The organism is Marinobacter albus, from assembly GCF_030238305.1.
GTDB classification, from domain to species: Bacteria; Pseudomonadota; Gammaproteobacteria; order Pseudomonadales; family Oleiphilaceae; genus Marinobacter; species Marinobacter albus.
In genome coordinates, this window is the sequence record NZ_JASSQD010000003.1 from 404,051 (window position 1) to 429,694 (window position 25,644).

Sequence of the window (25,644 nt, forward strand, 5' to 3'; positions counted from 1 at the left end):
AGCCTACTCCCGTTCTTATTTATTGGCGCCAGTACAGACCACCGGTTTTATCGAGCCTAGCTTAACCGGTGTTGCGCATACCCGCAGCAATTCCCGCCATGGTCACCTTGAGCGCCCGTTCGACAAGCTCGGGCACCTCACCCTTGCCCTCACTTTCACGATTGCGCCGAAGCAGCTCGGCCTGCAGGTAATGCAGGGGATCCGTGTAGGGGTTGCGGACCCGCATGGAGTGGGCGAAAACCGGCTCGCCCTCCAGCAGATCTGTCTGCTCTTTCAATTCCAGCAGGCGCTGGATACATCGCCGCAGGCGGTCACGAAGATCGGCGCCAAGAGCCTGCAGTTCCTCGTCGTCCAACAGGGTTTGCTCGTAGTAGCTGGCAATTCGGAGGTCCGACTTGGCCAGCACCATTTCCAGCATATCCACGTAGGTCCGGAAGAATGGCCACCCCTTCATCATGTCCCGTAACACCGGCAGGCGATTGTCCTGGGCCGCCTCTTCCAGCGCCACGTCACTGCCCAGCCAACTGGGCAGCATCAGCCGCATCTGGGTCCAGGCGAAAATCCAGGGAATGGCGCGCAAACTTTCGACGCCGCCCGTGGCTTTGCGCCGTGCCGGTCGGCTGCCAAGCGCCAGTTTGCCCAATGCCTGCTCGGGCGTGACCTGACGGAAGTAAGGCACAAAATCCGGATTTTCACGGACCACCTCTCGATAGGCCTTGAGGGACCGTTCGGTCAGCCAGTCCATGGTTTCGCGCCAGCCGGACTCCGGTTCCGGTGGCGGCGCCAGGGTCGCCTCAATAACCGCCGTGGTGTAAAGGGTCAGACTTTGCACCGCCAGGTGCGGCAGACCGAATTTAAAACGAATCATTTCACCCTGCTCGGTGATCCGGAAACTGCCGTTTACCGACCCCGGCGGCTGCGAAAGGATCGCCCGGTTGGCAGGACCGCCGCCCCGACCAACTGTGCCACCACGGCCGTGGAACAGGGTCAGGTGCACACCGTACTGGTTGGCAACCTCAGTGAGTTTTTCCTGAGCCTGGTATTGCGCCCAGGCCGCCATCAGCTGACCGGCATCCTTGGAAGAATCGGAATAACCGATCATGACTTCCTGACGCCCCTGACAGTACTCCCGGTACCATTCGACTTCGTAAAGTGACGCCATGCTGTCTGGCGCGCCCCGGAGGTCATCCAGGGTCTCGAACAGGGGGACGACCCGCATCGGGTACTTCATCCCGGATTCCCGAAGCAGCAGAATGACGCTGAGCACATCCGAAGGTTTGCTCGCCATGGAGATTACATAGGAACCCAGAGCCTGAGGCGTCTGTTGCGCTACCACTTCACATGTTGCCAAGACCTCGCGAACTGGCTCCGACGGTTCCCAGTTGCGTGGTACGAGAGGCCGGCGCCCTTGAAGCTCGTTCACCAGAAACGCCTGGCGGTCAGCTTCCGACCAGGACAGGTAGTCGCCCAGGCCAAGGTAGCTCACCATTTCGGCCACCGCCTCGGCATGTCGGGAGGCCTCCTGGCGAATGTCCAGACGAATCAGTGGCAAGCCAAAGGTGTGGGCGCGGCGAATGGTATCGAGCAGTGGACCGTTGGCGATCGATTCCAGCCCACAGTCCACCAGCGAGCGGTAGCACAGCTCCAGCGGCGCGGTGAGGTCTTCATTCTCGAACAGAATGTCCGTGGCATCGGCAGCCTCGCCATTGACACTGGCCTCCGCCCAGTCACGGGTTTTGACCAGACGTTCGCGCAGCTTTGCCAGCACCTGACGATAGGGCTCGCGGGTATCGCCGACGTGCTCCCGGAGCTCGTCACTGGCCTGCCACATGGACAACTCTGCCCGTAACGCCTGAATGTCCCGCAGGTAAAGGTCAGCCGCCATCCAGCGGCCAAGCAGGAAAACCTTTCGGGTAACCTGGTGAGTGACGTTGGGGTTGCCGTCCCGATCGCCACCCATCCATGATGCAATGCGGATGGGTGAGGCCTGCAGCGGCAACCCCCGACCGGTCGAATCGGCCAGGGCCGCATCGAGACTGCTGAGGAAACGTGGCAGGGCCTGCCACAGACTGTTCTCAATAACCGCAAAGCCCCACTTGGCCTCGTCCACGGCCGTTGGTCGCTCGTAGCGAATCTCGTCGGTGTGCCAGGCCTCGGTCACGAGCCGGGAGAGCTGATCGACAATTTCCTCGCGCTCAGCCGGCATAAGGTCGTCGTGATCCAGTCGCGCCAGGCACTCGGACATCTCGTCGTACTTCATGATCAGAGTCCGGCGCGCGACCTCGGTCGGATGGGCCGTCAGTACGAATTCAATGCGGAGGTTGGCCACCCGCTCGTGCAGCTCCTCGGGACTGACGCCGCCCGATTTCAGACGACCAAACACCTCTCCCAGGGACTCGACCATCAGGTCTGACTGATGGCCGCGTTTACGACGAATACCGTGGTACTGCTCGGCCAGGTTGGCGAGGTTGAGAAACTGGTTGAACGCCCGGGTAACCGGCAGCAGTTCATCGTCGCTCAGCTTGCGCAGCAGGCTGACCAGGCGCTGGCCAGAACCACTCTCCTGACGCCGGTCGCCCTTGGCCGCAGCGCGCACCTCCTCGATCAGTTCGTAACATTCCAGCCCGGGGTAACGCTGGATGCTCTGGCCCAGCAGTTCCCCCAGCAAACGCACGTTCTCTCGAAGATCGGGATGTAGCTCGGTCACATTGACGTCCTTTTAAATTGACGGAGGCGAAGTAAACTTACGATACTAAGGAATAGTCGAGAAAGTCTATTGGCGTTTCAAGCCTTTGGCCGCAAGGAGTATTCATGAAAGTAACTGATCTGCCCAAGCACTGGGAAAAGCAAAAAGAACCCGTGGAGCGGACCCACGACTACAACCTGCGCCTGCCGTTGGAGGACGCAGCACGGATTGCCGCCCTGGCAGAACTGTATCCGGACCGCAGTGAAAGCGACATTCTCAACGACATGATTGGCGCGGCCCTGGACGATCTGGTCCGCCAGAGTCCGCTGAAAGACAAGCTGGAAAACAAAGACAAGTAAGAATCCCGAAACACCGGGCAGGAAATACAGAGCGTAGGGCGTAGGTTCGGAGTGGCGAACGCCACTCCGTCAATTCGATCGGGACAGGCCTTGGGCTGTCAACCGGTCAGGCGACCGATTCCAGCTGACGGGCCTTGAGACGCTGGATATGCTTCTGGCTCAGACTCACGAACCTGGGGGTCAGCCCCTGGTCCTCATAGATTTCAAAGCCGTCCTCATCATAAGCCACCACCTTGGTACCCTGAACATAGGGAAAACTGGTTTCCATTTCGTCCAGCGCAGCTGAAATCAGGTCACGCATCAAATCCTGCGGTGATTTCATCGGGTAGAGCGCTGCCAGTTTGTCCAAACGCTTGTGATGCTGGTCGGACAACGCCATAAAGTAGGCGTCGCGGGTCAATCGTCCGCGCGCATGTTTGTCCCAGTAATTGACCAGATCCTTGATTTTCATGGTGCCTTCACTCCTGCATCTTATTGATGGCGCACGGCGCACGGAATCAGTGCGTCCGTTCCCCGAAGTGTAGACGAAGCGGCTGCGGCGGGAACCTGGTAATTGGTAACGGATTGTACTTACCGTTGCCCTATTCTCTGTTCCCGGAGCTCCCCTTTTCCACGCCCTTGACCGCTTGCCACACGGCGTCCAGCGCTTCGAGGGATTCCTCGTCCATGTCGCGGCCTTCTCGCGTGAGCACCCTCTCAATCGCCCGGAACCGGGCATCAAATTTGTGATTGGTGCGCTTGAGGGCCTGCTCGGGATTAACCTTCATGAAGCGTGCCAGATTCACACACACAAACAGCAGGTCACCCAGCTCATCCTCGACCGCATCCGGATCACCGGTTCCGCTCTGGGCGGCATGCCAGGCTTCCTTGAGCTCATCGATTTCCTCGTGGAGCTTGTCGAACACCGGGCCAATTTCCGGCCAGTCGAATCCGTGCCTGGCCGCCCGCTTCTGAAGCTTCTCGGCGCGCGCCATCGCCGGCAGGGTCCGGGCGATGCCATCTAGCCGACTGACGGGCGCATCCGAAGTCGGAACCAGTGCTCTCTCCTCGGCTTTGATACGCTCCCAGCTTTCCTTGATCCAGGCCTCATCGGGCCGATTGTCCGGATCGATCCGACTGTCCAGCGTACCCTCCGGAAACACGTGGGGGTGGCGCCGGACCAGTTTGCGAACCAGGTTGTCGACCACGCCATCGAAATCAAAATGCCCATCCTCCTTCCCCATCTGGGTATAGAAGATCACCTGAAACAGCAAATCCCCGAGTTCATCCTTGAGATGGGGGTAGTCTTCCCGTTCGATGGCATCGGCGACTTCATAGGCCTCCTCCAGCGTGTGCGGAACAATGGTTCCGTAGGTCTGCTTTGTGTCCCAGGGACAGCCGGTTTCCGGATCCCTGAGACGCGCCATCAGGGTTTTCAGGTCGTCTATGGAATAGCTCATCCGCGCTTGCGCCTCACGTCGATGATATTGGGCAGGTTGCGAATCTGTGCCAGCAGCCGGGCCAGTTGTTCGAGGCTGGATATCTCCACCGTCACCGTCATGGTTGCCGTGTTCTCATCCTGGTTGGTCAGGGTATTGAGGGCCAGGACATCACTCTTTGAAGCCGAGAGCACCTGGGTAATGTCCCGCAACAGCCCGGAGCGGTCATAGGCCTCGATCTGAATATCCACCGGATACACGGCCGCGGGCTGACCGCCCCAGCTGACTTCGATAATCCGGTTGGGCTCAAACTCCCGAAGGTTCAGAAAAGTCAGGCAATCCTGACGGTGCACAGTCACCCCCCGGCCGACGGTGATGTAACCACCAATGGGATCCCCGGGAAGTGGCTTGCAGCATTTGGCCACCTGGGTCTTGAGCTTCCCGACACCCTGTATCTGGATATCGGTTGCGGTGTCGTAGGGCTTGTGGCGTTGGGCACTGAACTTCAGATCCAGTTGCTCGGATTTGGGCTCCAGCATCTGCTGGGCAACATGCGCGACATGGGCCGGCCGGAGATCACCGGCGCCGATGGCGGCAAACATGTCCTCCGAACCGTGATAGTTCACCTTTTCCGCCAGATCGTTCAAATTGACGTCATACAGTGATAGCCGCTTGAATTCATCCTCAAGAATGGCTCGCCCATCGATGACATTGCGACCGCGGTCTTGCTGTTTGAACCAGTGGGTCACCTTGGCCCGGGCGCGGGACGTCTGAACGTAACCCAGGCTCGGATTCAGCCAATCCCGGCTGGGTGCCGGGTTGTTCGAGGTAAGGATGAAAATCTGATCGCCGGTTTTCAGCGGGTACGTCAGCGGCACAATCCGGTTGTTGACCCGCGCGCCGCGGCAGGCGTGACCGATCTCCGTGTGAACCCGGTACGCAAAGTCGACCGGTGTTGCGCCCTGGGGCAGATCCACCACGTGTCCTTCCGGGGTAAACACGTAAACCCGGTCCGACGCGACATCCGATTTCAGGTGGTCGGCAAGGCCCGAGAGGTCTCCCAGATCTTCCTGCCATTCCAATACCTGACGCAGCCAGTTGATCTTGGCGTCGTAGCCGGTAGATTTGTTCCCCCTGTCGGTGCCCTTGTACAGCCAGTGAGCACAGACGCCCAGCTCTGCTTCCTCATGCATTTTATGGGTACGGATCTGGACTTCCATCACCTTGCCCTCGGGGCCAATCACGGCGGTGTGCAGCGACTGGTAACCGTTTTCCTTGGGATTGGCGATGTAATCGTCAAATTCGTTGGGGATATGGCGCCACAGACTGTGAACAATCCCCAGTGCGGCGTAGCAGTCGCGGACCTCGGGCACCAGAATCCTGACCGCTCGCACATCGTAGACCTGGGAGAAGTCGATGCCCTTGCGCCGCATTTTCCGCCAGATGCTGTAGATGTGCTTGGCCCGGCCCGACAGGTCCCCGACGATACCGGAGGCGTCCAGTTCCTTGTGCAGAGCGTCAATGACACGTCTGATGTAATCGTCCCGATCCAGCCGCTTTTCATCCAGCAACTTGGCGATTTTCTTGTAGGCAGTCTCGTGCAGGTACCGGAAGGACAGGTCCTCCAGTTCCCACTTGATATGACCAATCCCGAGTCGGTGGGCTAGCGGGGCGTATATGTCGAACACCTCGCGCGCCACCCGCATACGCTTTTCTTCCGGCGCATTCTTCACCGCCCGGATCGCGCAGGTACGTTCAGCGAGTTTGATCAGGGCAACCCGAACGTCGTCGATCATGGTGACCAGCATTTTGCGGACGTTGTCGAGCTGGCCCTCACTCTGCCCCAGGACATTGCCCTTGAGCGGATGATGGATGGACGAGATGGCCGCCATCTGCTGGACACCGTTGATCAGCCCGGCAATTTCGTCGCCGAATTCCTTGCGCACGTTATCCAGCGGCACCCGCTCCTCGCGAACGGCCCGGTAGAGAATCGCGGCAACCAGGCTGGCCTGGTCCAGGTGCAACTCCGCCAGAACCTGTGCCATTTCAATGCCGATTCGGAAACTGCTGGACCCCGGTGCCCAGAGTCGGTCCTCGCGAAATGCCTGAAGATCAATCTCCGCCGCCTTTTCGCAAGCTTTGCGAAACTGATCGACATCGTCCAGATGGGTCTGAGCAGCGATTGTCTGGACCCATCTTTCGATGTCCACCTCGCCGTCACCGGTTAATGCATAATCTTCGCGAACTTTTACCATATCGGTTTTGCCATTTCTGCTGGTTCCCGCACCCATCCCTGGGACATATCTGTTCCGTCAGCCGGAATCCCGCTCAAATAGGGCGATGGATTCAACATGAGTGGTATGGGGGAACATGTCCATCACACCGGCACGCACAAGCCGATAGCCGTTGCGCACCATAACTCCCGCATCCCGTGCCAGGGTTGCCGGGTTGCACGATACGTAGACGATCCGGTTAGCTCCAAACGCGGTCAGGTATTTGCAGATTTCTTCCGCACCGGAACGCGGCGGGTCAATCAGGATCTTGTCAAACCCCTCTTTCGCCCAGCTCTGGCCGGTGAAGTCCCCGTGCAGATCGGCACCGTGAAAAGCCACGTTTTCCAGGCCGTTCAGTGCCGCATTTTCCCGGCCGCGAACCACCATCGCATCATCCCCTTCCACGCCGACGACCTGACCACCTTTTCGCGCAAGCGGCAGCGTAAAATTGCCGAGTCCGCAGAACAGATCAAGCACCCTTTCTCCGGGCTGGACATCCAGCCATTCGACAGCCCTGTGTACCATGGTGCGATTGATACCTGCATTGACCTGGGTAAAGTCCATGGGATGAAATTTCATGGTCAGGTCGAATTCGTCAAGCCGGTAACTGAGGCGCTCGTCTTCATGGCCCGCGGATACAGGCCAGATCCGGTGCACCGTATCCGGCCCCTTCGGCTGCAGGTAGATATGCAAATCGTGGGCCTGACCAAACGCGACAAGCCGGCTCCGGTCGTCCTCGCTCAGGTCGTCCATGTTGCGAAAGACCATGACTGCCTCGTCATCACCGCACGCCACTTCGACCTGCGGGATGCGATTGTAGGCATCGAGGCCGTGGAGCAGTTCGCGCAGCGGCAGAATCCGTTCACCAATTCGGGGATCCAGAACGACACACCGGTCTATGTCAGTGAGGAAGCTGTTCCGCTTCTCGCGAAAACCTACCAGCACCGACTCCCGCGCCGGAACGTAACGGACGCCCAAACGGGCCTTTCGGCGGTAGCCCAGAGTGTTTTCCGAGCGCATCGGAGCCACCCACTCTTCCGGCTCTATGCCTCCAAAATGGGCAAAATGTTCCCGCAGCGTATCCTCCTTGAACCGGATCTGGGCGTCGCCGCTCATGTGCTGAAGGCTGCAGCCACCGCACAGATCGGCAAAGTCACATGGGGGCGTCTGGCGTTCCGCAACGCTCTCAAGCACCTCCAGGGTTCGCAGCTCGTCAAACTTGCTGCGGGTGCCCACCATTTTGGCCATGACGGTTTCACCCGGCAGGGCGCCGTCCACGAACTGGGTTTTGCCGTCCTGACGGGCAATACCCCGCCCATCGTGACTCAGCTTCTCGATGTCGCAGCGCACGGGCTCTTTGGGAAGAGCCTTCCGGCGTCGTCTACTCATACTGGTTACTCTTGATGAAAGGGTCCGGTTCAGGCGCCCGGGAAGACGCCGGTGGACAGATAGCGGTCGCCGCGATCACAGATGATGGCAACGATAACGGCGTTTTCAACCTGTTCGGAAAGTTTCAGTGCTGCGGCGATGGAGCCCCCGGACGACACGCCGCAGAATATCCCTTCCTCCGAAGCCAGGGCACGCATGGTATTCTCCGCCTCTTCCTGGCCGATATCGAGCACCTGATCCACCCGCGTGGCGTCGTAGATTTTGGGCAGGTATTCCTCCGGCCAGCGACGGATTCCGGGGATGGCCGCTCCTTCCTTCGGCTGCAGCCCGATAATGCGGATATCCGGGTTGCGCTCTTTCAGGTACCGGGAAACCCCCATGATCGTCCCGGTCGTACCCATGGAACTCACGAAGTGGGTTACCCGGCCCTCGGTCTGGCTCCAGATTTCCGGCCCCGTCGTGCGGTAATGAGCGAGGGGATTGTCGGCATTGCTGAACTGGTCCAGCACCTTGCCTTTACCCTCGACTTCCATCTGCAACGCCAGGTCCCTGGCCGTCTCCATCCCTTCTTCCTTGCTCACGGTAACGATTTCCGCGCCATAGGCCCGCATGGAGGCCCGCCGTTCTTCACTCATGTTCGCCGGCATGATCAGCACCATCCGGTAGCCCTTGATGGCGGCGGCCATGGCAAGTGCAATACCGGTATTACCGCTGGTTGCCTCGATCAGGGTGTCGCCCGGCTTGATCTCGCCACGACGCTCGGCTTCCTGGATCATACTGATCGCCGGCCGGTCTTTCACGGAACCCGCCGGGTTATTGCCTTCGAGCTTGGCGAGAATCGTGTTGGAGGTCTCACCGGGGAGACGTTGCAGGCGAACCAGTGGGGTATGCCCGACATAATCTTCAATCGTGGGGAAATTCATATCATTACCCTGTGGTACACTTTTGCGTTCGCATGATACTCGTTATGACCGCAGTCTCCCAATACAGCTTCTAGCTATATCCATGACCCGTGGCTATAACCAAATCACGATATCAGGTGGCCGTGGGACTAATACCTCAGTCAATGGCCTCCGGATCATCTATTCTGACAGGGACGTGACTCCGGAATTGCTCCCGGGGCCGAGGCAATAAATCAGGAACAGGTATGCGACGCTGGGGCATTCGCAAAAAAGTACTGGTAGTGACGCTGGTCCCTACCCTGCTCACCACACTCATGCTGGGTATGTTTTTTACCTACAGCTGGGTGAAAAACATCGAGAGCCTGCTCAAAGACCGGGGAGAGTCGCTCTCCCGCCAGTTGGCTGCCGGCTCCGAATACGGTCTGTTCACTGCCAACCGCAGCCTCTTGAGCAGCCTTTCCAATGCCCTGCTGGAAGAGCAGGATGTCCGCTCCATTACCTTCTTCGGCAGCGACGGTGCCAGGCTTCTGCATACCGGGCCAGGCAGCTCCGATTCCATCACGGCGGACGAACTGCCGACCGAAACGGCGACCAGCGTGCGCCGGGAAAACAGTACCCGATTTGTCACCCCGGTCACGCTGCAAGACCTGATGCTCGAAACCATTCTCGACCCCGATGCCCGGGAATCGATGGCCCAGCCAGACGCTCCATTAGGCTGGGTAGCGGTCGAGATGTCCCACGTCCGGACCGAAAAGGAAACTTACAAGGCCCTGTTGATTTCGCTGTTGCTGGTGCTCGGGGGGGTGGTCATCAGCCTCGCCATCGCCCTCCGGCTCAGTCGAGCCTTCACCAACCCGGTCTTCGAACTGAATGAAGCCGTGGCCAAACTCAAAGAGGGCAAGCTCGATACCCGGGTATTCACCGGGGCCGGCCCCGAATTCGAGCAACTCGAATCCGGTCTGAACGCCATGGCCGAGGAGTTGAGCAAGGCCCAGGCCGAGATGCAGCAGAACATTGACCAGGCAACGGAAGATCTCCGGGAAACTCTCGAGACCATCGAGATCCAGAACATAGAGCTGGACTTTGCCCGCAAGGAGGCGCTCGAAGCCAGCCGAATCAAGTCCGAATTCCTGGCGAACATGTCCCATGAAATCCGCACTCCGCTGAATGGCATCATCGGGTTCACCGAACTGCTTCTCAAAAGCCCACTACCCCGCCAGCAACGGGACCATCTGAGCACCATCCGCAAGTCCTCGGAGATTCTGCTGACGATCATCAACGACATCCTGGACTTCTCCAAGATTGAGGCTGGCAAGCTGATCCTTGATCGCGTCCCCTTCCAGCTTCGCGACATTGTCGAAGAAGTGATGGTCATGTTGGCGCCGGCAGCCCACGCCAAGAACCTGGATCTGGTGCCTCTGGTATACAACGACGTGCCCGACAACATCATGGGAGATCCGTTGCGGGTGAAACAAGTGATTACCAACCTGGTCAACAACGCGATCAAGTTCACCCAGACCGGTGAAGTGGTGCTTCGGGCAAGCCTCGAAGAAGAGGAAAAAGACAGCAACCGGGTCACCCTCAAGCTGAGTATCACCGATTCCGGCGTGGGACTGTCCCGGGCCCAGCAGCAGTCCCTGTTCAATGCCTTCAGCCAGGCCGACGCATCCACCGCCCGGCAGTATGGAGGCACCGGCCTCGGGCTGGCCATTTCCAAACGGCTGGTGGAGGAGATGGGCGGCAAGATCGGTTTGGAAAGCGAACTGGGCAAGGGCTCCACGTTCTGGTTCACCCTGACCTCCGAGCTTTCCGCCACCGGCGAAGCCATTGCCCCCAGGGACGCCCTTCGTGGCGAGCGGGTTATCTATCTCGAGCAACAGAAAACCACGGGCCTGGCGGTAGAGCACCTGCTCAAGGACTGGGGCATGACCGTTGACCGGGTGGCTTCACCCGCTGCCATGCAGGAACAGATTGAAGAGGCCCAGAAGAGCCAGGCCGGGTACGCCCTGGCCATTATCGGGATTACCCGGCACCTGCTGAATTCCAGCCAGTACTGCGGGCTGGTACGCACCCTCGAGATCGAGCGGGATTGCCGCACCCTGCTGCTGACCCCCACCCTTGAGACCCACGACAGCGCACTCTCCGGCCTCGCCAGCGGCCACCTGAGCAAACCTGTCTGCCGGGATGCATTCTACGAGGAACTGCTGCTCCTCGTGCACGGCATCAGCTCCGGTGGGCGAATGGCGCTGGACTACGACAGTTCGGTGGCCCGTCTTCCAGCAGGTAACGTGCCCAGAGTATTGGCGGTGGACGACAACGACGCCAACCTGAAACTGGTGATGACCCTGCTGAACGACTTTCAGATTGAAGCCGAGGGCGCATCCAGTGGATTCGAGGCATTGAGCAAGGCCCGGCAGAAACCTTTTGACCTGGTCTTCATGGATCTGCAAATGCCGGGGATGGACGGCGTGGAAACGACCTCCCGGTTGCGTGACATGGACCCCACCTCTCACCGAACTCCAATCATTGCCCTGACGGCCCACGCCCTCGCCGACGAACAGGAGCGCCTGATTCAGCAGGGTTTTGACGGCTACATGCCGAAACCCATCAGCAGCGCCCAGTTGACTGACATCATCCGCGATTACACCGGTTATGTATGCACCAGGCCCGATCGCGAAGACCAGATTCTGGTACCCGAGGTTCGGGATACCCGGCGCGCCATGCGGCCATCCACACGCAAGATGCAGCAGGACTGTGTCAGTATCCAGGAAAGCATTCAGCTCGCCGCCGGCAAGGCAGATCTTGCCGAGGAGCTGTTCAGCATGCTGCTTGAGCAGATGCGAAGTGACCAGTCGAGGGTGGAAGGGTTCTGGAACAACGGCGACCTGGACGGCCTACTGGAGTGCGTGCACAAGCTGCACGGGGCAACCCGCTACTGCGGGGTTCCAGAGCTTCGGGCCGCCGCGAACCGTCTTGAAACAGCGCTGAAATGTTCGGCGCCGGACATCGAGCACCAGAAAGACCAACTGGTCTCAGCCATGGAGCGCCTGCAGATCTGGAGCGACCAGACCGACTGGCAACTACTCTTCCGGGAACAGCATCAGCAAACGGAAACGACCTGAAGACCGGGGTTACCGGCGCCAGTCAGATTCTGCCACGGGCCTGATCCAGAATCGCCTTCATATCACGGACCGCTTCTTTCAGCCCGGTAAACACGGCCCGGGCGATGATGGCGTGTCCGATGTTGAGCTCGTTGATTCCGGAAATCGCAGCCACCCGCTCGGTGTTGTGATAGTGCAGGCCATGACCTGCATTGACGATCAACCCCTTTTTCCGGGCGTAGGCCACGGCGTCGGCGATAACCTTGAAGGCGGCTTCGGTTTCACCGGCGGTCTTCGCTTCCGCGTATTCACCGGTATGCAGCTCGACAACCGGTGCGCCACAACGGACGGCTGCATCGATCTGGATCGGATCCGGGTCGATGAACAGCGACACTTCCGATCCGAGTCGGGCAAGACGCTCGCACGCCTTGGCCACCCTCGTTTCCTGACCTTCGACATCCAGACCGCCTTCGGTGGTCAGTTCCTCGCGTTTCTCCGGCACCAGGCACGCACATTCCGGCCGGACCTGCTCGGCAAACGCCAGCATGGCGTCGGTCACCGCCATTTCGAGGTTCATCTTGGTCTGCAGTGTCTCCCGGAGCAGGAGCACATCCCGATCCTGAATGTGACGCCGATCCTCTCGAGGATGGATGGTGATGCCGTCTGCGCCGGCTTCCTCCGCCACCAGTGCGGCCTGAACCGGATCCGGGTAGCGCGTCCCCCGAGCCTGGCGCAGTGTGGCCACATGATCGATGTTGACGCCGAGTAGGACTCTAGGATTCATGCCGTTCTCCCCGAAGGTGACTGAATAAACTGCGACTGTGCAGGGGCCGTCCCTGCAGAAGATAATCGGTTAGTACCCGCATTACCCGCTTGGCGGTGCGCCGGGACGAATCCGATTCCAGATCCCCCGACGCCAGGGCCAGTAACACGTCCCCGGACAGGTTCTGCAGCCGGGTGCCCGGCCCCGGAGACGCCACAATACCCTGCTCGGGGTCATAACAATACGGCTGGCCCGGCTCGACGGTTCGTCCGGTATCCGTTACCAGGTCCCAGGCAAAATCAAAGCCGAGCGCGGCCGCAAAGGCGCGCTCAAATCGACGCAACACGGGTTCAACGTCGGTCGTTTCGGCCAGTTCCGCGAGTGCATCGATGTAGGCAGCAAACAGTGTCGGATGCGGATCCGCCGCCGGCATGACGCGCTGCAGAAGCTCATTCAGGTAAAGACCGCTATAGAGCGAAGCCGTGCGATGCAAGGAAGGCCCGCTGCGCACTTCAACATTGGTGAGCGTCTTCAGGTCCCCTCGTCCGGTCCAGTCCAGCATTAATGGCTGGAACGGCTGCAACTGAGCCTTTAGGGGACTCTTGGCGCTGTTGGCACCGCGGGCGATGACCGTCATACGCCCACGGTTGAGGGTGAACACGTCCGCCATAAGGCTGGTTTCCCGCCAGGGCCGGCGGTGAATCACGTAGGCGGGCTCCTGCTGCTCCGGCCCCCTCATAGACGCCTCAGAGGTCGTTCATCCCGAGGCTTTTCAGGGCCCGGTCGCTGTCGGCCCAGCCCCTCTTGACCTTGACCCAGAGCCGCAACATGATTTTGCTGTCAAACAGCCGCTCCATATCGGCCCGGGCTTCCTGGCCAATCCGGCGCAGGCGCTCTCCCTTGTCACCGATCATGATCTTTTTCTGTCCTTCCCGCTCGACCAGGATCAGTGCAGAGATATGCAGGGTCTTACCTTCGCGCTTGAACTCCTCGATCTCCACCGCAACGGAATACGGCAGCTCGGCGCCCAGTTGGCGGGTAATCTTCTCACGCACGATCTCCGACGCCAGAAAACGCTCGCTACGGTCGGTGATCTGATCATCGGGATAGAAGTGGACACTTTCCGGCAGAAACCGGCCAACGGCTTCTTCCAGTGGCTCCAGGTTGTTTTCCTTCAGCGCGGACAAGGGAATGATCTCCGCGAAATCGCGCTTCTTGGACAGCATGTCCAGGTGCGGCAACAGGGTTTCCCGCTTCTCAATCTTGTCAACCTTGTTCACCGCGAGGATGACCGGGCATTTGAGCTTGCTGAGTTTCTCCAGAACCAGTTCATCGGCGGTCGTCCAGTACAGCTGGTCGACGACGAAGATCACCACATCGACATCAATCAGCGCAGACGTCGCGGCCTTGTTCATGTAACGGTTCAAGGCCCGGGGCTCTTCCTCGTGCATCCCCGGCGTATCCACGTAGACGGCCTGCACGGGTCCCAGGGTCTTGATGCCCAGCACCTGATGGCGGGTGGTTTGGGGCTTGCGCGAGGTGATACTCAGCTTCTGGCCGAGAATGTGGTTGAGCAATGTGGATTTGCCCACATTGGGTCGACCGACAATCGCCACAAAACCGCAGCGACTGTCCGGGTTTTCCGGACGGGTGATATCGTTCATTACTGGTTCTCCACGCCCAGCTCTTGCAGGGCGTTACGGGCTGCCTGTTGCTCGGCGACCCGGCGACTGCTGCCGGTTCCGGTCGTCTTACGGTCCAGCGAAGGCAACGCACAGGATACATGGAAAGTCTGGTTGTGGGCTTCGCCATCAACAGAAATAACGTCATAACGCGGTAATGGGAACTGACGGGATTGCAGGTACTCCTGCAGGCGGGTCTTCGGATCCTTCTGGGTATCCTGAAGGTCCAGTTTCTCGAGCCGCTGTTCAAACCATTGCAGAACCTTTTCCCGACAGGTATGGAAATCGCTGTCGAGATAAATCGCACCGATGATTGATTCCACCGCATCGGCGAGGATGGACTCCCGGCGGAAACCACCGCTTTTAAGCTCGCCCGAGCCCAGACGCAGGTAGTTGCCCAACTGGAACTCCCGCCCGATCTCGGCGAGAGTCACCCCCTTGACCATACGAGCACGCAACCGGCTCAGTTGGCCTTCCCGGGCCTTTTCAAAGTGCAGAAACAGGTACTCGGCAATCACCATGTTCACAATGGAGTCGCCCAGAAACTCCAGGCGCTCGTTATTCTGATTGCCATAACTGCGATGGGTAAGCGCCAGCATCAGCCGCTCGGGCGATTTGAACTGATAGCCTATGCGGCGCTGTAACTGATCCAGATCCGGTTGCGAACTCACTTGCCCTTCATCTCGTATTCATGCTTGAAGTGGACGACCGTATCCACATTACGGAAAAGATTGTTGCGGACTTCGTAGTCCACCAGGATCACAACGAACTCGCCGTTCTTTTCGACGGAGATATTCTTGGCATCAAAACCGCGCACGTTGTTCACACTCAGACGCTTGTTGATCAAGGTGCGCACCTGAGCCGGCCCCATGTTGGACAGACCTTCCGTCCCGTCCAGGCTTTCCAGTGCCTCCTGAATGGTGATGTCATCCAGGTAAACCGGGCCCAGCTTGATCAGCAGTGTCAGCAGGCCGCCGAAGAACAGCACCATGACCATGACCGTCAAAGCCGAGGCGCCGCCCTGTCGCCCCATGGCGGAGAGTTTGTTTTTCTTCATTGTTACTGCACTCCAGACTCGTTCGAATTACTCAATGCCGCCTACTCGATCAAAGGATGGCAGACTGGTAAGTGATTTCCAGTGCATCCAGATGCCGAAGGCCTTGCCCACCACCAGCTCGTCGGGAACCATGCCCCAATAGCGGCTGTCGTTGCTGTTATCGCGGTTATCGCCCATCACAAAGTAATGGTCCTGCGGCACGACCCATTCACCCTCGCCGGCCGCACCGGGACGGCCCATGGTCAGGAAGATATCGTGCTCCACTTCGCCGAGGTCTTCACGGCGCAATTCCACGGGAGGCAGACGGGCGACAAACCGGGTTTCGACCTTCTCACCGTTTATAAACAGCTGCTTGTCCCGGTAGCGAATCCGGTCGCCGGGCATCCCAACCACCCGTTTGATGTAGTTGGTCTCGCCGTCCTTCGGGTAGCGGAACACCATGACATCGCCGCGTTCCGGGTCGCCCACTTCCAGAACCTTGGTACCGGCAACGGGAAGGCGAAGACCGTAGGCATACTTGTTGACGAGGATGAAATCACCGACTTCGAGCGTCGGCAACATGGAACCGGATGGAATCTGGAAGGGCTCAACCAGAAACGACCGGAGCACCAGAACGATTGCCAACACCGGAAAGAACGACCGGCTAAGGTCAACCAGGTAAGGCTCCTTCGGCTCCTCAGTCTCGTCCGTAACCGCATCTTCGGCTGTCGTGCCGTTGGCGCGCGCCGCAGCCAGGCGGCGCTCTCTCAAGAACAGTTTGTCCGCCAGCCAGATCAGACCTGTGGCAAAGGTCAGAACAACCAGAACCAGGGGAAAATCAATATCCATCCAGGTGCCTTTTATTTATCCACTTGCAACACGGCCAGAAACGCTTCCTGAGGCACCTCGACATTACCCAGCTGCTTCATGCGTTTCTTACCCTCTTTCTGCTTCTGGAGCAGCTTCTTCTTCCGGCTAACGTCACCACCGTAACATTTGGCCGTTACGTTCTTGCGCAATGCCTTGACCGTCACCCGTGCCACCACCTGAGTGCCAATCGCAGCCTGAATGGCGATATCAAACATCTGCCTCGGGATCAGTTCCTTCATCTTGTCGATCAACTGACGCCCTTTGTAATGAGCCTGCTCCTTATGGACGATCAAGGCCAGGGCATCCACCCTCTCACCATTGATCAGGACGTCCAGACGGACCAGGTTGGCTGGCTGGAACCGCACAAAATGGTAGTCCAGCGAGGCAAAGCCCCGACTGGCCGATTTGATGCGGTCAAAGAAGTCCATCACCACTTCCGCCATCGGCAGCTCATAGGTGAGCTGCACCTGGGTGGACATGAAGTGCATGTTCTTCTGTACGCCCCGCTTTTCCTCACACAGTGCGATGACGTTACCCAAGTGCTCCTGGGGTACCAGGATGCTGGCCTCGACAATGGGCTCGCGCATTTCCTCGATGGACCCAATATCCGGCAGCCGGGACGGGTTGTCTACCGAGAGTGTCTCACCCTGCTTGGTAACCACCTCATAGATTACGGTCGGCGCCGTGGTAATCAGGTCAATGTCGTACTCGCGCTCAAGCCGCTCCTGGATGATTTCCATGTGCAGCATGCCAAGGAAGCCGCAGCGGAAGCCAAAACCAAGCGCATCGGAATTCTCGGGTTCGAAGAACAGGGAGGCATCGTTCAGGGTCAGCTTTTCCAGGGCATCCCGGAAATCGTCGTAGTCGTCGGCACTGACCGGGAAGAGGCCCGCGTAGACCTGAGGCTTGACCTTCTTGAACCCCGGCAGCATCGGTGTTTCTTCGGCAAACTTCTGGTGTACGATGGTGTCGCCCACCGGAGCCCCGTGAATGTCCTTGATGCCCGCCACGACGAAGCCGACGTCGCCGGCTTCGAGAACATCGGTATCCTTGGGTTTCGGGTTAAAAATCCCGACCTTGTCCGCATTCCAGCTTTTGCCGGTGGACTTGATCACGATCTTGTCACCCTTTTTCAAGATGCCCTCGGTCACCCGCACCAGCGACACCACACCCAGGTAGTTGTCGAACCAGGAATCAATAATCAGCGCCTGCAGCGGCGCCGCTCGGTCGCCCTTGGGCGGCGGAATCCGCTTGATCAGATCCTCCAGCACATCCTCCACACCGAGGCCGCTCTTGGCACTGCAGCGCACGGCTTCTACCGCCTCAATCCCGATAATGTCCTCAATCTCTGCGGCCACGCGCTCGGGTTCGGCCTGGGGAAGATCCATCTTGTTCAGAACCGGAACCACCTCCAACCCCTGCTCGATCGCGGTATAACAGTTGGCCACGGACTGGGCTTCAACGCCCTGGCCGGCATCAACCACCAGCAAGGCGCCTTCGCAAGCGTACAGGGAGCGGGAAACCTCGTAGGAGAAATCCACGTGTCCCGGAGTGTCGATAAAGTTCAGTTTGTATTCGTGACCGTCCTTCGCCGTGTAGTTGAGCGTCACGCTCTGGGCCTTGATGGTGATCCCACGCTCCCGCTCCAGATCCATGGAATCCAGGACCTGTTCGGCCATTTCCCGGTCCGTCAGGCCACCACAAATCTGGATAAAGCGATCTGCAAGGGTAGATTTACCATGGTCAATGTGGGCGATGATGGAGAAGTTACGGATTCGGCTCAGTTCAGTCACAGACAATGAATACTCATATAAGACGTAGGATTGAGCCCGGAAGGGCCGCTACCGGGATCCGGGAACGGCGTGATTTTACCGGTTACCGGCTGTCATTGCCATGATCAGGACATAAGCGGCTTTTCATACTGACGGATCAGGAAGCCGATCAGCGCGTCCTCATCCAGTGGATAACTGAACAGATTGCCCTGACACTGGGCGCACCCGGAGGACTTGAGGAAGCTGAGTTGCTGCGGTGTTTCGACACCTTCCGCCACAACCGTCAGGTGCAGTTTTCGGGCCAGGGCGATGACCGCAGACGCCACATCCGTGGCACTGACGTTGTACGGGATATCGCGGATAAACCGATGGTCAATCTTGATCACATCCAGCGGTAGCTGCTGCAGCGACACCAGTGAACAGGACCCCGTCCCGAAATCGTCCAGAATCAGACAGACACCGAGATCGTGCAAGGCAATCAGCAGCTCCCGGAGCGTCCGGGGGTCCTCATTCAGCAATTCCGCCGGCATTTCCAGTTCCAGCCGCTCCGGCGACACCCCGGTCTCGGTGATAACCTGCCGGATCATGTCCAGGAAACCGGAATCGGTGAGCTGCCGGACCGACAGGTTAACGGCCATCTTGAGGGATTCGAAGCCCGCCCGCTCAAGCGCCTGCACCTGAATACAGGCCTGGCGCAACGCCATTTCGCCCAGACGCACAATCAGACCGGTTTCCTCCGCGAGACCGATGAACTGCTGGGCCGATACCAGCCCCTTTTCAGGATGATGCCAGCGCAGGAAGGCCTCGACCCCAATCACCCGATCGGTCGCCAGATCCACCTTGGGCTGGTAATGCAGCACGAAGCGATCACCCTCCAGCGCCGTCGCCAGCTCTTCCTGCTGAAGCAGCCGGCGCGCGGCCTTGATGTTCATGGCGGGGGTAAAGAACTGGTAGGTGTTTCGACCCAGCTCCTTGGCCCGGTACATGGCCAGGTCGGCATACTTCATCAATGTCCCCGAATCCTCACTGTCGTGGGGAATCATGGTGATGCCGATACTGACGGTAATTCCGACTTCGTGGTCATTCAGGCGAATGCGCTGGCACAGACGACGCAGAATGGTCTCCGCCACCTTGCCTGCGGCATCGGGCCCGCTTATCCGGGACAGCAAGACTACAAACTCGTCCCCGCCCAGCCGGGCCACGGAATCCTCCTCACGCACGCAGCCCTCCAGCCACTCGGCCACCTGACACAGCAGCTCGTCTCCGGAGTCGTGGCCCAGGGTGTCATTGATTCGTTTGAAACCATCAAGGTCGAGGAGCATGAGCGCCGCGGGCTCGCCACTGCGACGGCTGCGACGCACGACATGATTGAGCCGATCACGGAATAGCTGGCGGTTCGCCAGCCCGGTCAGGGGATCGTAAAACGCCAGTCGGTGAAGTTCGGACTGGGCCGCTTTCAACTGTGTCAGATCCCTCAGGCTCAGCACCACACCGTTGACCCCCGGCACAGTCAACATGGCAGTGAACGTTCCCTCCATATCGCGCCACTGGCCACCCGCATCGCGGATCCGCGCACGAATCACCGGCATCTGTTTGCCCGGGGCCGCGATCGACTCATCAAACCCCTTCAGCAACTGAGGCCAGTCGTCGGCGTGCGCGAGGGATTCGAGCGCGAGTGCCTGCAACTTACCCGGATCAAAGCCAAGAATATCGAAACTGGACGGGCTGGCGTAGATGGCGTTCCCGCTCCGGTCCATGACCAGCGTAACGTTGGCGGCGCCCTCGGTAATCGCACGGTAGCGACCGGCGCTGATCTGCGCCATCAGGCGGGAGCGAATCAGCGCCAACACAAACAGAAACAGGAGCACGCTGATCACCAGACCGCTTCCCAGTACAATGGGGGGACGCGGGTCCGACGCCAGGAAATCGAAAGCCGGTGTTGAACGTGTCTGCAGAAGCCAGTCCCGACCACCGGCGGTAACCGTCTGGCTCATCTCGAAACTGAACTCGTTGTCCAGTGACCCAAGGTTGGAGCCATACATCAGGGTGTCCCTGCTGACCACGCCGTTGTCGTAGATGCGCACGTCGAGGAAGGGCGAGATTAACCCGACAATGCCATCAATCAGGTTATTCATCCGAAAGGCGCTGAACACATACCCGGCCAGCATCATGCGGCGCTCGGCCCGGATTTCCGGGACATTTCCTCCCTGATAGACCGGGTAGTACATCAGGAAACTCGCCTGATCCTCCGCAAGCTCCTCCTGGACCAGCACCACCTTGCCGGTCACCGTCGGGATCGCGTCATCCCGGGCCTGCTCCATGGCACGACGGTGGACCGGGTCACTGAAAGCATCATAGCCCAGAGCCCGGCGGTTTCGGTCAGTACCGGGCTCAAGGTACACCATGGGATAGTAATATGGGCCGGAACCCAGCGGGCTCACCAGATAGTTGTGGACACCGTCGGCACGGACTGACGCAATGTGGTCGGCCATCTGCCGCACACCAATACGCCGGACATAGCCAATGCCCTGAATGCCGGGGTAGTAACGGTTGATATCGACCTTGTCGACGTATTCACGCCATTGCTCCCGGGACACGTCTCCGGCTACTGCAAACAGGCCGGCACTACCCGCGAGCACCTGCTCGTAGTTCAACAAACGTTCTTCGATGGCGGTTTTGAGCTGCAGGGACTGGGTCCGGAAACGGGCCTGGGTCCGGTCGTCCACCAAGCGAATTGACACCTGCCAGAGCAATGTCGTGACCGCAATCACAACGGCAAAAACAAGCCACGCGACCCACGCGTTCCGAAATTCCAACAGCTGTCGGAGGGGTAGATCCTTTTTGTTCATCATCTGATCCGGTCCGTTCCATGGCCATGCTATTTTTTTGTGTCGCGAAAGTATAACAAAAGCCTCCGGACGTGTCGTTTTCAACACGCACCGGAGGCTTCGTTTATGACTTGATTGGCCCGATCAGGGCTTCATGACAAGATAAACCGCTCGGCCCTGGCGAACCACCCGGACAGACACCGCACGATCTTTCGGAAGCGACTCCACGACGTCTCTGAACTCTTCGACCGACGCCACCGACTTCCGGTTGATCTCGGTAATCACATCGCGAGGGCGAATACCCGCTTCAAAGGCAGGCCCACGGCTGACGTTGGTAACAACCACACCACCGTCAACTCCCAGGGAATCCGCCAACTCGGCCGGAATGGGCTCAACAATCATCCCCAGAGGGGCCGAAGACGAACTGTCACTCTCAGAGGGCTGAGCCTGCTGCTCGCCGCCCTGCTCCGGCAGCTTGCCAATTTCAACATCCAGCGTCATTTCCTCGCCACCTCGGAGGACGGTCAGACTGGCAGTTTCACCAATGGGTGTTCTGCCCACCATGGGGGGCAAATCGGATGACAGCTGTATCTCCTCACCGTCGTACTCAAGCACGATATCGCCGGACTGAAGGCCCGCTGCCTGCGCCGGTGATCCGTCCATCACCTCCGCAACGAGAGCACCCCGAGGACGCTTCAGGCCGAAAGATTCAGCCAGATCCCGGTTCACTTCCTGAATCAGGACACCAAGCCAGCCGCGGGCAACCATGCCAGTATCCCGGATCTGACGAAACACGTTCATGGCGTCGTCAATCGGGATGGCGAAGGAGACCCCCATGAACCCACCGGAGCGGGTGTAGATCTGGGAGTTGATCCCGACCACGTCACCGTCGAGGTTAAACAGTGGACCGCCGGAATTGCCCGGGTTAATGGCGACATCCGTCTGAATAAACGGCACGTAGTTCTCGGTCGGCAGCGACCGGCCCAGAGCACTGACGATGCCTGCCGTAACGGTGTAGTCAAAGCCGAACGGCGAGCCGATGGCGAATACCCACTCGCCGACTTTCAGATCCCGGGAACGCCCGATCTCCACCACCGGCAGATCATCCCCGTTTTCAATCTTGAGCACCGCCATGTCTGAGCGGGGATCCGTCCCCACCAGTTTGGCTGGCAATTCCCGCCGATCATTCAGTCGAACGATAATTTCGTCTGCACCCTCAACCACGTGGTTGTTGGTGAGCACATAGCCATCGCGGGATACGATAAAGCCCGACCCCATTGAGCGACGCGGCTCGGCGTTGCCTGGAGCCCCACCGAAGGGGGATTGAGGGCCGCGGAAGAAATCCTGGAAGAATTCTGGCAACTGTTCGAGCTGACGCTCACTGAAGGGCGATCCATTTCCGGCGCCACTCGCGGCCTTTGGCGTGCTGGTAGTACTGATATTCACCACGGCACCGGCATTATCCTCCACCAGTTCGGTGAAATCCGGCAGGTTTCTCGCTCCCGCGCCCTGACTCCAGAAAACCGACACCATGACGGACAGCATCAGCAGAGCACCCAGTATTTTCCTTGCCCGCACGGCAGGATCTGGCTGGGCAACCTCTGTCAGTATTCTCGGCATGTTATTCCCCCTTGCGTTCGTGTCACTAATCGAAATCTTGAGATGCTGAATGCGATTTTCAACTTACAAAACAGTAGGGTTTGCGTAGAGTTCAGGTACAGGCTTCAGACACGATGCGATTCACCCGAAGTAGCCGTGGTTCAAACTGACCTTCCTTTCGGGCCTGCATCCGACGGCTTAATAGAAAGCCCGACAACAACCCCACCACGGCACCCAGGATGGCCCCGGGATCGGAGCCACCAGACAACTGATGCCCGACAATGCTCGCCAATACCATCAGAAGCAAAGGCAGGGCATACACGATCAACGAAGCCCCCAGCAGTGCCTGTTCGTCAATGCCTATGGTCACCTCGTCGCCGACCTGCGCCCTGACAGTATTCTCGACCAGCACCTGATTGGCGCGACCGCCGGTGGCCGAAGCCAACACCCGCTGGCCGCAGCCGCTGCGCGCGGAACAGCTCTCGCAGGCACTCTGACGAATGGTCTGGACCCATACCCGATCATCCTTCAAAGCGACGACCGTTCCGTTTTCCGTAATCATGACCCACCCGAATGCTGCGCAAGAGCGTCACCGATCTGGACGGATTCGGCAACCTGGCGGGCGGTCTTGGGCGGTATTTCGCCAACCACGGTGACCAGAAAACTGCCACTGCCAGCTTTCAGCTCTCGCATATAGACCGTAGTGGCACCGATTCGGGACGCACCTATGGGCATCCGGACCTTTCCCTGCGGCTCGACGAAGACCGAGAAAGCGGCAACCCCATCGGAAAATGCCACCGCCTGCCCCCGGCCGGATCGGGGTGCCGCGGCGGGAACAAACCCCTCCGGATGCCAGCCAAGATTCCAGCCGTCCATGGACGACCGCTCCACAGGCTCGCCGGAGGCGACATCCTCCAGATTTCGGGTAATCTCACGACCCTCCGTCTGGATTTCAAACTCCCTGTCCGGAATATGGTCCGTGATTTCGAGGCTGGTGAACTGGAAATGTTCAAGCACCTTGCCGCCGGGTTCACCCACATGACTCTTGACCAGCAGACCGGAATTTTGCTCCAGCCAGAGACGGTGACTGTACCGATGCGAATCTTTGGCGGTAAGCGCAATAATCACCACGTCATAACCGGCAATACGGTCCTCGCCCACCAGCTCGGCCTGATACCACCGACTGACGGGCACGAGCTCGTTGGCGAACGCTTCCGCAAACGGCCCTGAGGGAATCACCTGATCCAGCCTGATCCGGCCTCGTTCGGGCAGCACGCACACCACGTTCATGCCCTTTCGAACGATCTCTCCGTCACCACCATCCTGGAGCACCAGACGCTCCTCAACCATGCCGTTATGAAAACGGTGGGCAATGCGCATGGAGTGAACGCGGTCCCCCCGGGCATATACAAACACCCCCCGGTACGTGGTCATATTGAGGGCAGGGCCCATCCGTTCCAGCCACCGGGTTGCCTCGGCATCTTCGGCCGCAACCGGCCGGACCACCAGTAGTATGAAAACGATCATCAGGAGCGATGACAAGGCCGCTTGCCGGGTGCCATTGCCCGATCCAGACGAGGAAATTCGGCCGTACATAATTAGTAACCGCTGCCCGAGGCACTCACCAGCCGCGCATAGCCGACGGAACCCCGGCCAGCCCCCACACTGTTATGCTGGGCATGTTCCAGGAGGTAGCGGCTCATGTGCTCCCACTGCTGCTCATCGAGTCCCTGGAGTGCAATTTCATTGACCGGCTGCGCGGTCGTTTGATCAACCGGCTGCGTGGCTGCAACCGGGGCACCGACTGTGCCATCCACTGATTCCCAGCCGGCACCGGCACCAAAACCGATCAGAAGCGCCATGGTCACCATGGCGACGGCCGGCCATTGCCAGCGAGCCGCAGGCTTCGGATCCGTCACCATGTGGTCACCGGTCTGTCTGGCCCGCCCGTCCAGCACTTCCCGCACCGCCACACTGACATCGACGCCGTCCGCCGGTGAGTGGCTGCTGTGCATCAGCCCACGTACCTGCTGCCAGCGCTGCCACTGCTCGCGCACCTCATCCTGTCCGCCATGGGACAGTAGGCGCCGAACCGCCAGCTCATCGGCCTCGTCGTCCATCATGGCTGAAAGTGTTTCTCTGAGACGATCGTCCATAGGATGCACCCTCAACTACGTCACTGAATTATTAAGCAAAGGCCCGAGGTGCCGGTCAACCGCATCCCGCGCCCTGAAGATCCGGGAGCGCACGGTACCGATCGGGCAGTCAAGTATCCGGGCGATGTCCTCATAACTGAGGCCGTCATACTCCCGCAGCAAAAATGCCGAACGTAACTCCTCCGGCAGTTGCGTAATCGCCTCTGACAGCGCTTTCTGGAGCTCTTCGCGCTGCAGCAGTCGTTCCGGAGAGGCGACGTCCCTGAGGCGACCGCCGTCATCAAAATTCTCAGCCTCGACCACATCGGCACTGCCCTGGGGTCGACGCCCCCGGGATTCCAGGTAGTTCTTGGCGGTATTCACGGCGATCCGGTAGAGCCAGGTATAAAAGGCGCTGTCCCCACGGAACCGGTCCAGGGCCCGGTAGGCTTTGACGAAGGCTTCCTGGGTCAGATCCATCACTTCCTGACTGTCGTAGACGTATCGACTGATAATCGATGCGACCCTGGACTGATACTTGACGACCAGCAAATCAAAAGCCGCACGGTCCCCATTCCGCACCTTGCGTACAAGTTGCAGATCGGTTTGGCTGTCGGAACTTTCACCCTGTCTCTGGTCTTGGTCAGGAGTCATGGACTGTGTGCCGGGCTTCCCTGTTTTAACGGCCAGTTGACCGATCTTCGCTAGGTTTCGATGCGTCATTGTTGCTGTCCGGCGTCCATTCATTGAACGGGTCGAGCTACCCTTTCGGAGGCTTACCCTGTCAGGCCAAATAGACAGCACGTCCAAAGTTTAGTTCAATAGACCTCC

Annotated in this window: 21 protein-coding genes; 2 read left to right on the forward strand and 19 right to left on the reverse strand. The window is 59.1% G+C overall.

Annotated elements, in window-relative coordinates:
* Positions 1 to 61 precede the first annotated feature (61 nt).
* Entirely contained in the window at positions 62 to 2,707 is a 2,646-nt protein-coding gene (ppc, locus tag QQF73_RS16755) for a phosphoenolpyruvate carboxylase (protein WP_285368911.1), read from the reverse strand.
* Between the two features lie 104 nt (positions 2,708 to 2,811).
* Here ppc and QQF73_RS16760 point away from each other — a divergent pair, with 104 nt between their 5' ends.
* Positions 2,812 to 3,045 (forward strand): hypothetical protein, encoded by a 234-nt coding sequence (locus QQF73_RS16760; RefSeq protein ID WP_219868486.1) that lies wholly within the window; start codon positions 2,812 to 2,814, stop codon positions 3,043 to 3,045.
* Between the two features lie 106 nt (positions 3,046 to 3,151).
* Here QQF73_RS16760 and QQF73_RS16765 read toward each other — a convergent pair whose 3' ends face one another.
* The 5 genes from QQF73_RS16765 to cysM form a co-directional block, all read right to left on the reverse strand.
* Positions 3,152 to 3,496: a pilin assembly protein gene (locus QQF73_RS16765; protein WP_285368912.1), complete on the reverse strand. Its 345-nt coding sequence runs from the start codon at positions 3,494 to 3,496 to the stop codon at positions 3,152 to 3,154.
* Between the two features lie 130 nt (positions 3,497 to 3,626).
* Positions 3,627 to 4,484, reverse strand: a complete 858-nt coding sequence (gene mazG / locus QQF73_RS16770) for a nucleoside triphosphate pyrophosphohydrolase (RefSeq protein ID WP_285368914.1) — start codon at positions 4,482 to 4,484, stop codon at positions 3,627 to 3,629.
* Complete coding sequence (gene relA / locus QQF73_RS16775) at positions 4,481 to 6,718, reverse strand: GTP diphosphokinase (RefSeq protein WP_219868489.1); 2,238 nt, start codon at positions 6,716 to 6,718, stop codon at positions 4,481 to 4,483. The genes mazG and relA overlap by 4 nt, the downstream gene beginning before the upstream one ends.
* A gap of 57 nt (positions 6,719 to 6,775) precedes the next feature.
* Positions 6,776 to 8,125 (reverse strand): 23S rRNA (uracil(1939)-C(5))-methyltransferase RlmD, encoded by a 1,350-nt coding sequence (gene rlmD, locus QQF73_RS16780; protein WP_219868490.1) that lies wholly within the window; start codon positions 8,123 to 8,125, stop codon positions 6,776 to 6,778.
* A 29-nt stretch (positions 8,126 to 8,154) separates the two neighbouring features.
* Positions 8,155 to 9,048 (reverse strand): cysteine synthase CysM, encoded by an 894-nt coding sequence (gene cysM, locus QQF73_RS16785; RefSeq protein WP_219868491.1) that lies wholly within the window; start codon positions 9,046 to 9,048, stop codon positions 8,155 to 8,157.
* Positions 9,049 to 9,272: 224 nt separating this feature from the next.
* Between cysM and QQF73_RS16790 the strand changes: the two genes are divergently transcribed.
* Positions 9,273 to 12,149 (forward strand): ATP-binding protein, encoded by a 2,877-nt coding sequence (locus QQF73_RS16790; protein WP_219868492.1) that lies wholly within the window; start codon positions 9,273 to 9,275, stop codon positions 12,147 to 12,149.
* Between the two features lie 22 nt (positions 12,150 to 12,171).
* Here QQF73_RS16790 and pdxJ read toward each other — a convergent pair whose 3' ends face one another.
* The 13 genes from pdxJ to rpoE all read right to left on the reverse strand — a co-directional run bounded on the left by pdxJ (position 12,172) and on the right by rpoE (position 25,536).
* The gene (gene pdxJ / locus QQF73_RS16795; protein ID WP_285368917.1) at positions 12,172 to 12,912 is read right to left on the reverse strand and encodes a pyridoxine 5'-phosphate synthase; all 741 of its coding nucleotides are present in this window, start codon (positions 12,910 to 12,912) and stop codon (positions 12,172 to 12,174) included.
* Complete coding sequence (recO, locus tag QQF73_RS16800) at positions 12,902 to 13,630, reverse strand: DNA repair protein RecO (RefSeq protein WP_285368918.1); 729 nt, start codon at positions 13,628 to 13,630, stop codon at positions 12,902 to 12,904. The genes pdxJ and recO overlap by 11 nt, the downstream gene beginning before the upstream one ends.
* 7 nt (positions 13,631 to 13,637) lie before the next feature.
* Positions 13,638 to 14,555 carry a GTPase Era gene (era, locus tag QQF73_RS16805; protein WP_219868495.1) on the reverse strand — a complete coding sequence of 306 codons (918 nt, stop codon included), beginning with the start codon at positions 14,553 to 14,555 and terminating at the stop codon, positions 13,638 to 13,640.
* Positions 14,555 to 15,244, reverse strand: coding sequence for a ribonuclease III (rnc, locus tag QQF73_RS16810; RefSeq protein ID WP_219868496.1), 690 nt, complete (start codon positions 15,242 to 15,244; stop codon positions 14,555 to 14,557). The genes era and rnc overlap by 1 nt, the downstream gene beginning before the upstream one ends.
* Positions 15,241 to 15,630, reverse strand: coding sequence for a DUF4845 domain-containing protein (locus QQF73_RS16815; RefSeq protein WP_219868497.1), 390 nt, complete (start codon positions 15,628 to 15,630; stop codon positions 15,241 to 15,243). The genes rnc and QQF73_RS16815 overlap by 4 nt, the downstream gene beginning before the upstream one ends.
* Positions 15,631 to 15,657: 27 nt before the next feature.
* Entirely contained in the window at positions 15,658 to 16,458 is an 801-nt protein-coding gene (gene lepB / locus QQF73_RS16820) for a signal peptidase I (protein ID WP_219868498.1), read from the reverse strand.
* 11 nt (positions 16,459 to 16,469) lie between these two features.
* Complete coding sequence (gene lepA / locus QQF73_RS16825; protein ID WP_285369025.1) at positions 16,470 to 18,272, reverse strand: translation elongation factor 4; 1,803 nt, start codon at positions 18,270 to 18,272, stop codon at positions 16,470 to 16,472.
* 104 nt (positions 18,273 to 18,376) lie between these two features.
* Positions 18,377 to 21,103 (reverse strand): bifunctional diguanylate cyclase/phosphodiesterase, encoded by a 2,727-nt coding sequence (locus tag QQF73_RS16830; RefSeq protein ID WP_219868500.1) that lies wholly within the window; start codon positions 21,101 to 21,103, stop codon positions 18,377 to 18,379.
* Between the two features lie 120 nt (positions 21,104 to 21,223).
* Positions 21,224 to 22,699 (reverse strand): DegQ family serine endoprotease, encoded by a 1,476-nt coding sequence (locus QQF73_RS16835; protein WP_219868501.1) that lies wholly within the window; start codon positions 22,697 to 22,699, stop codon positions 21,224 to 21,226.
* A 91-nt stretch (positions 22,700 to 22,790) separates the two neighbouring features.
* On the reverse strand, positions 22,791 to 23,240 hold the full coding sequence (locus QQF73_RS16840; RefSeq protein ID WP_219868502.1) for a SoxR reducing system RseC family protein: 450 nt from the start codon (positions 23,238 to 23,240) through the stop codon (positions 22,791 to 22,793).
* Positions 23,237 to 24,274, reverse strand: coding sequence for a MucB/RseB C-terminal domain-containing protein (locus QQF73_RS16845; protein ID WP_345782971.1), 1,038 nt, complete (start codon positions 24,272 to 24,274; stop codon positions 23,237 to 23,239). The genes QQF73_RS16840 and QQF73_RS16845 overlap by 4 nt, the downstream gene beginning before the upstream one ends.
* Before the next feature lie 2 nt (positions 24,275 to 24,276).
* Positions 24,277 to 24,834 (reverse strand): sigma-E factor negative regulatory protein, encoded by a 558-nt coding sequence (locus QQF73_RS16850; RefSeq protein ID WP_219868503.1) that lies wholly within the window; start codon positions 24,832 to 24,834, stop codon positions 24,277 to 24,279.
* Between the two features lie 15 nt (positions 24,835 to 24,849).
* Positions 24,850 to 25,536: an RNA polymerase sigma factor RpoE gene (rpoE, locus tag QQF73_RS16855; protein ID WP_219868504.1), complete on the reverse strand. Its 687-nt coding sequence runs from the start codon at positions 25,534 to 25,536 to the stop codon at positions 24,850 to 24,852.
* Positions 25,537 to 25,644: the final 108 nt, after the last annotated feature.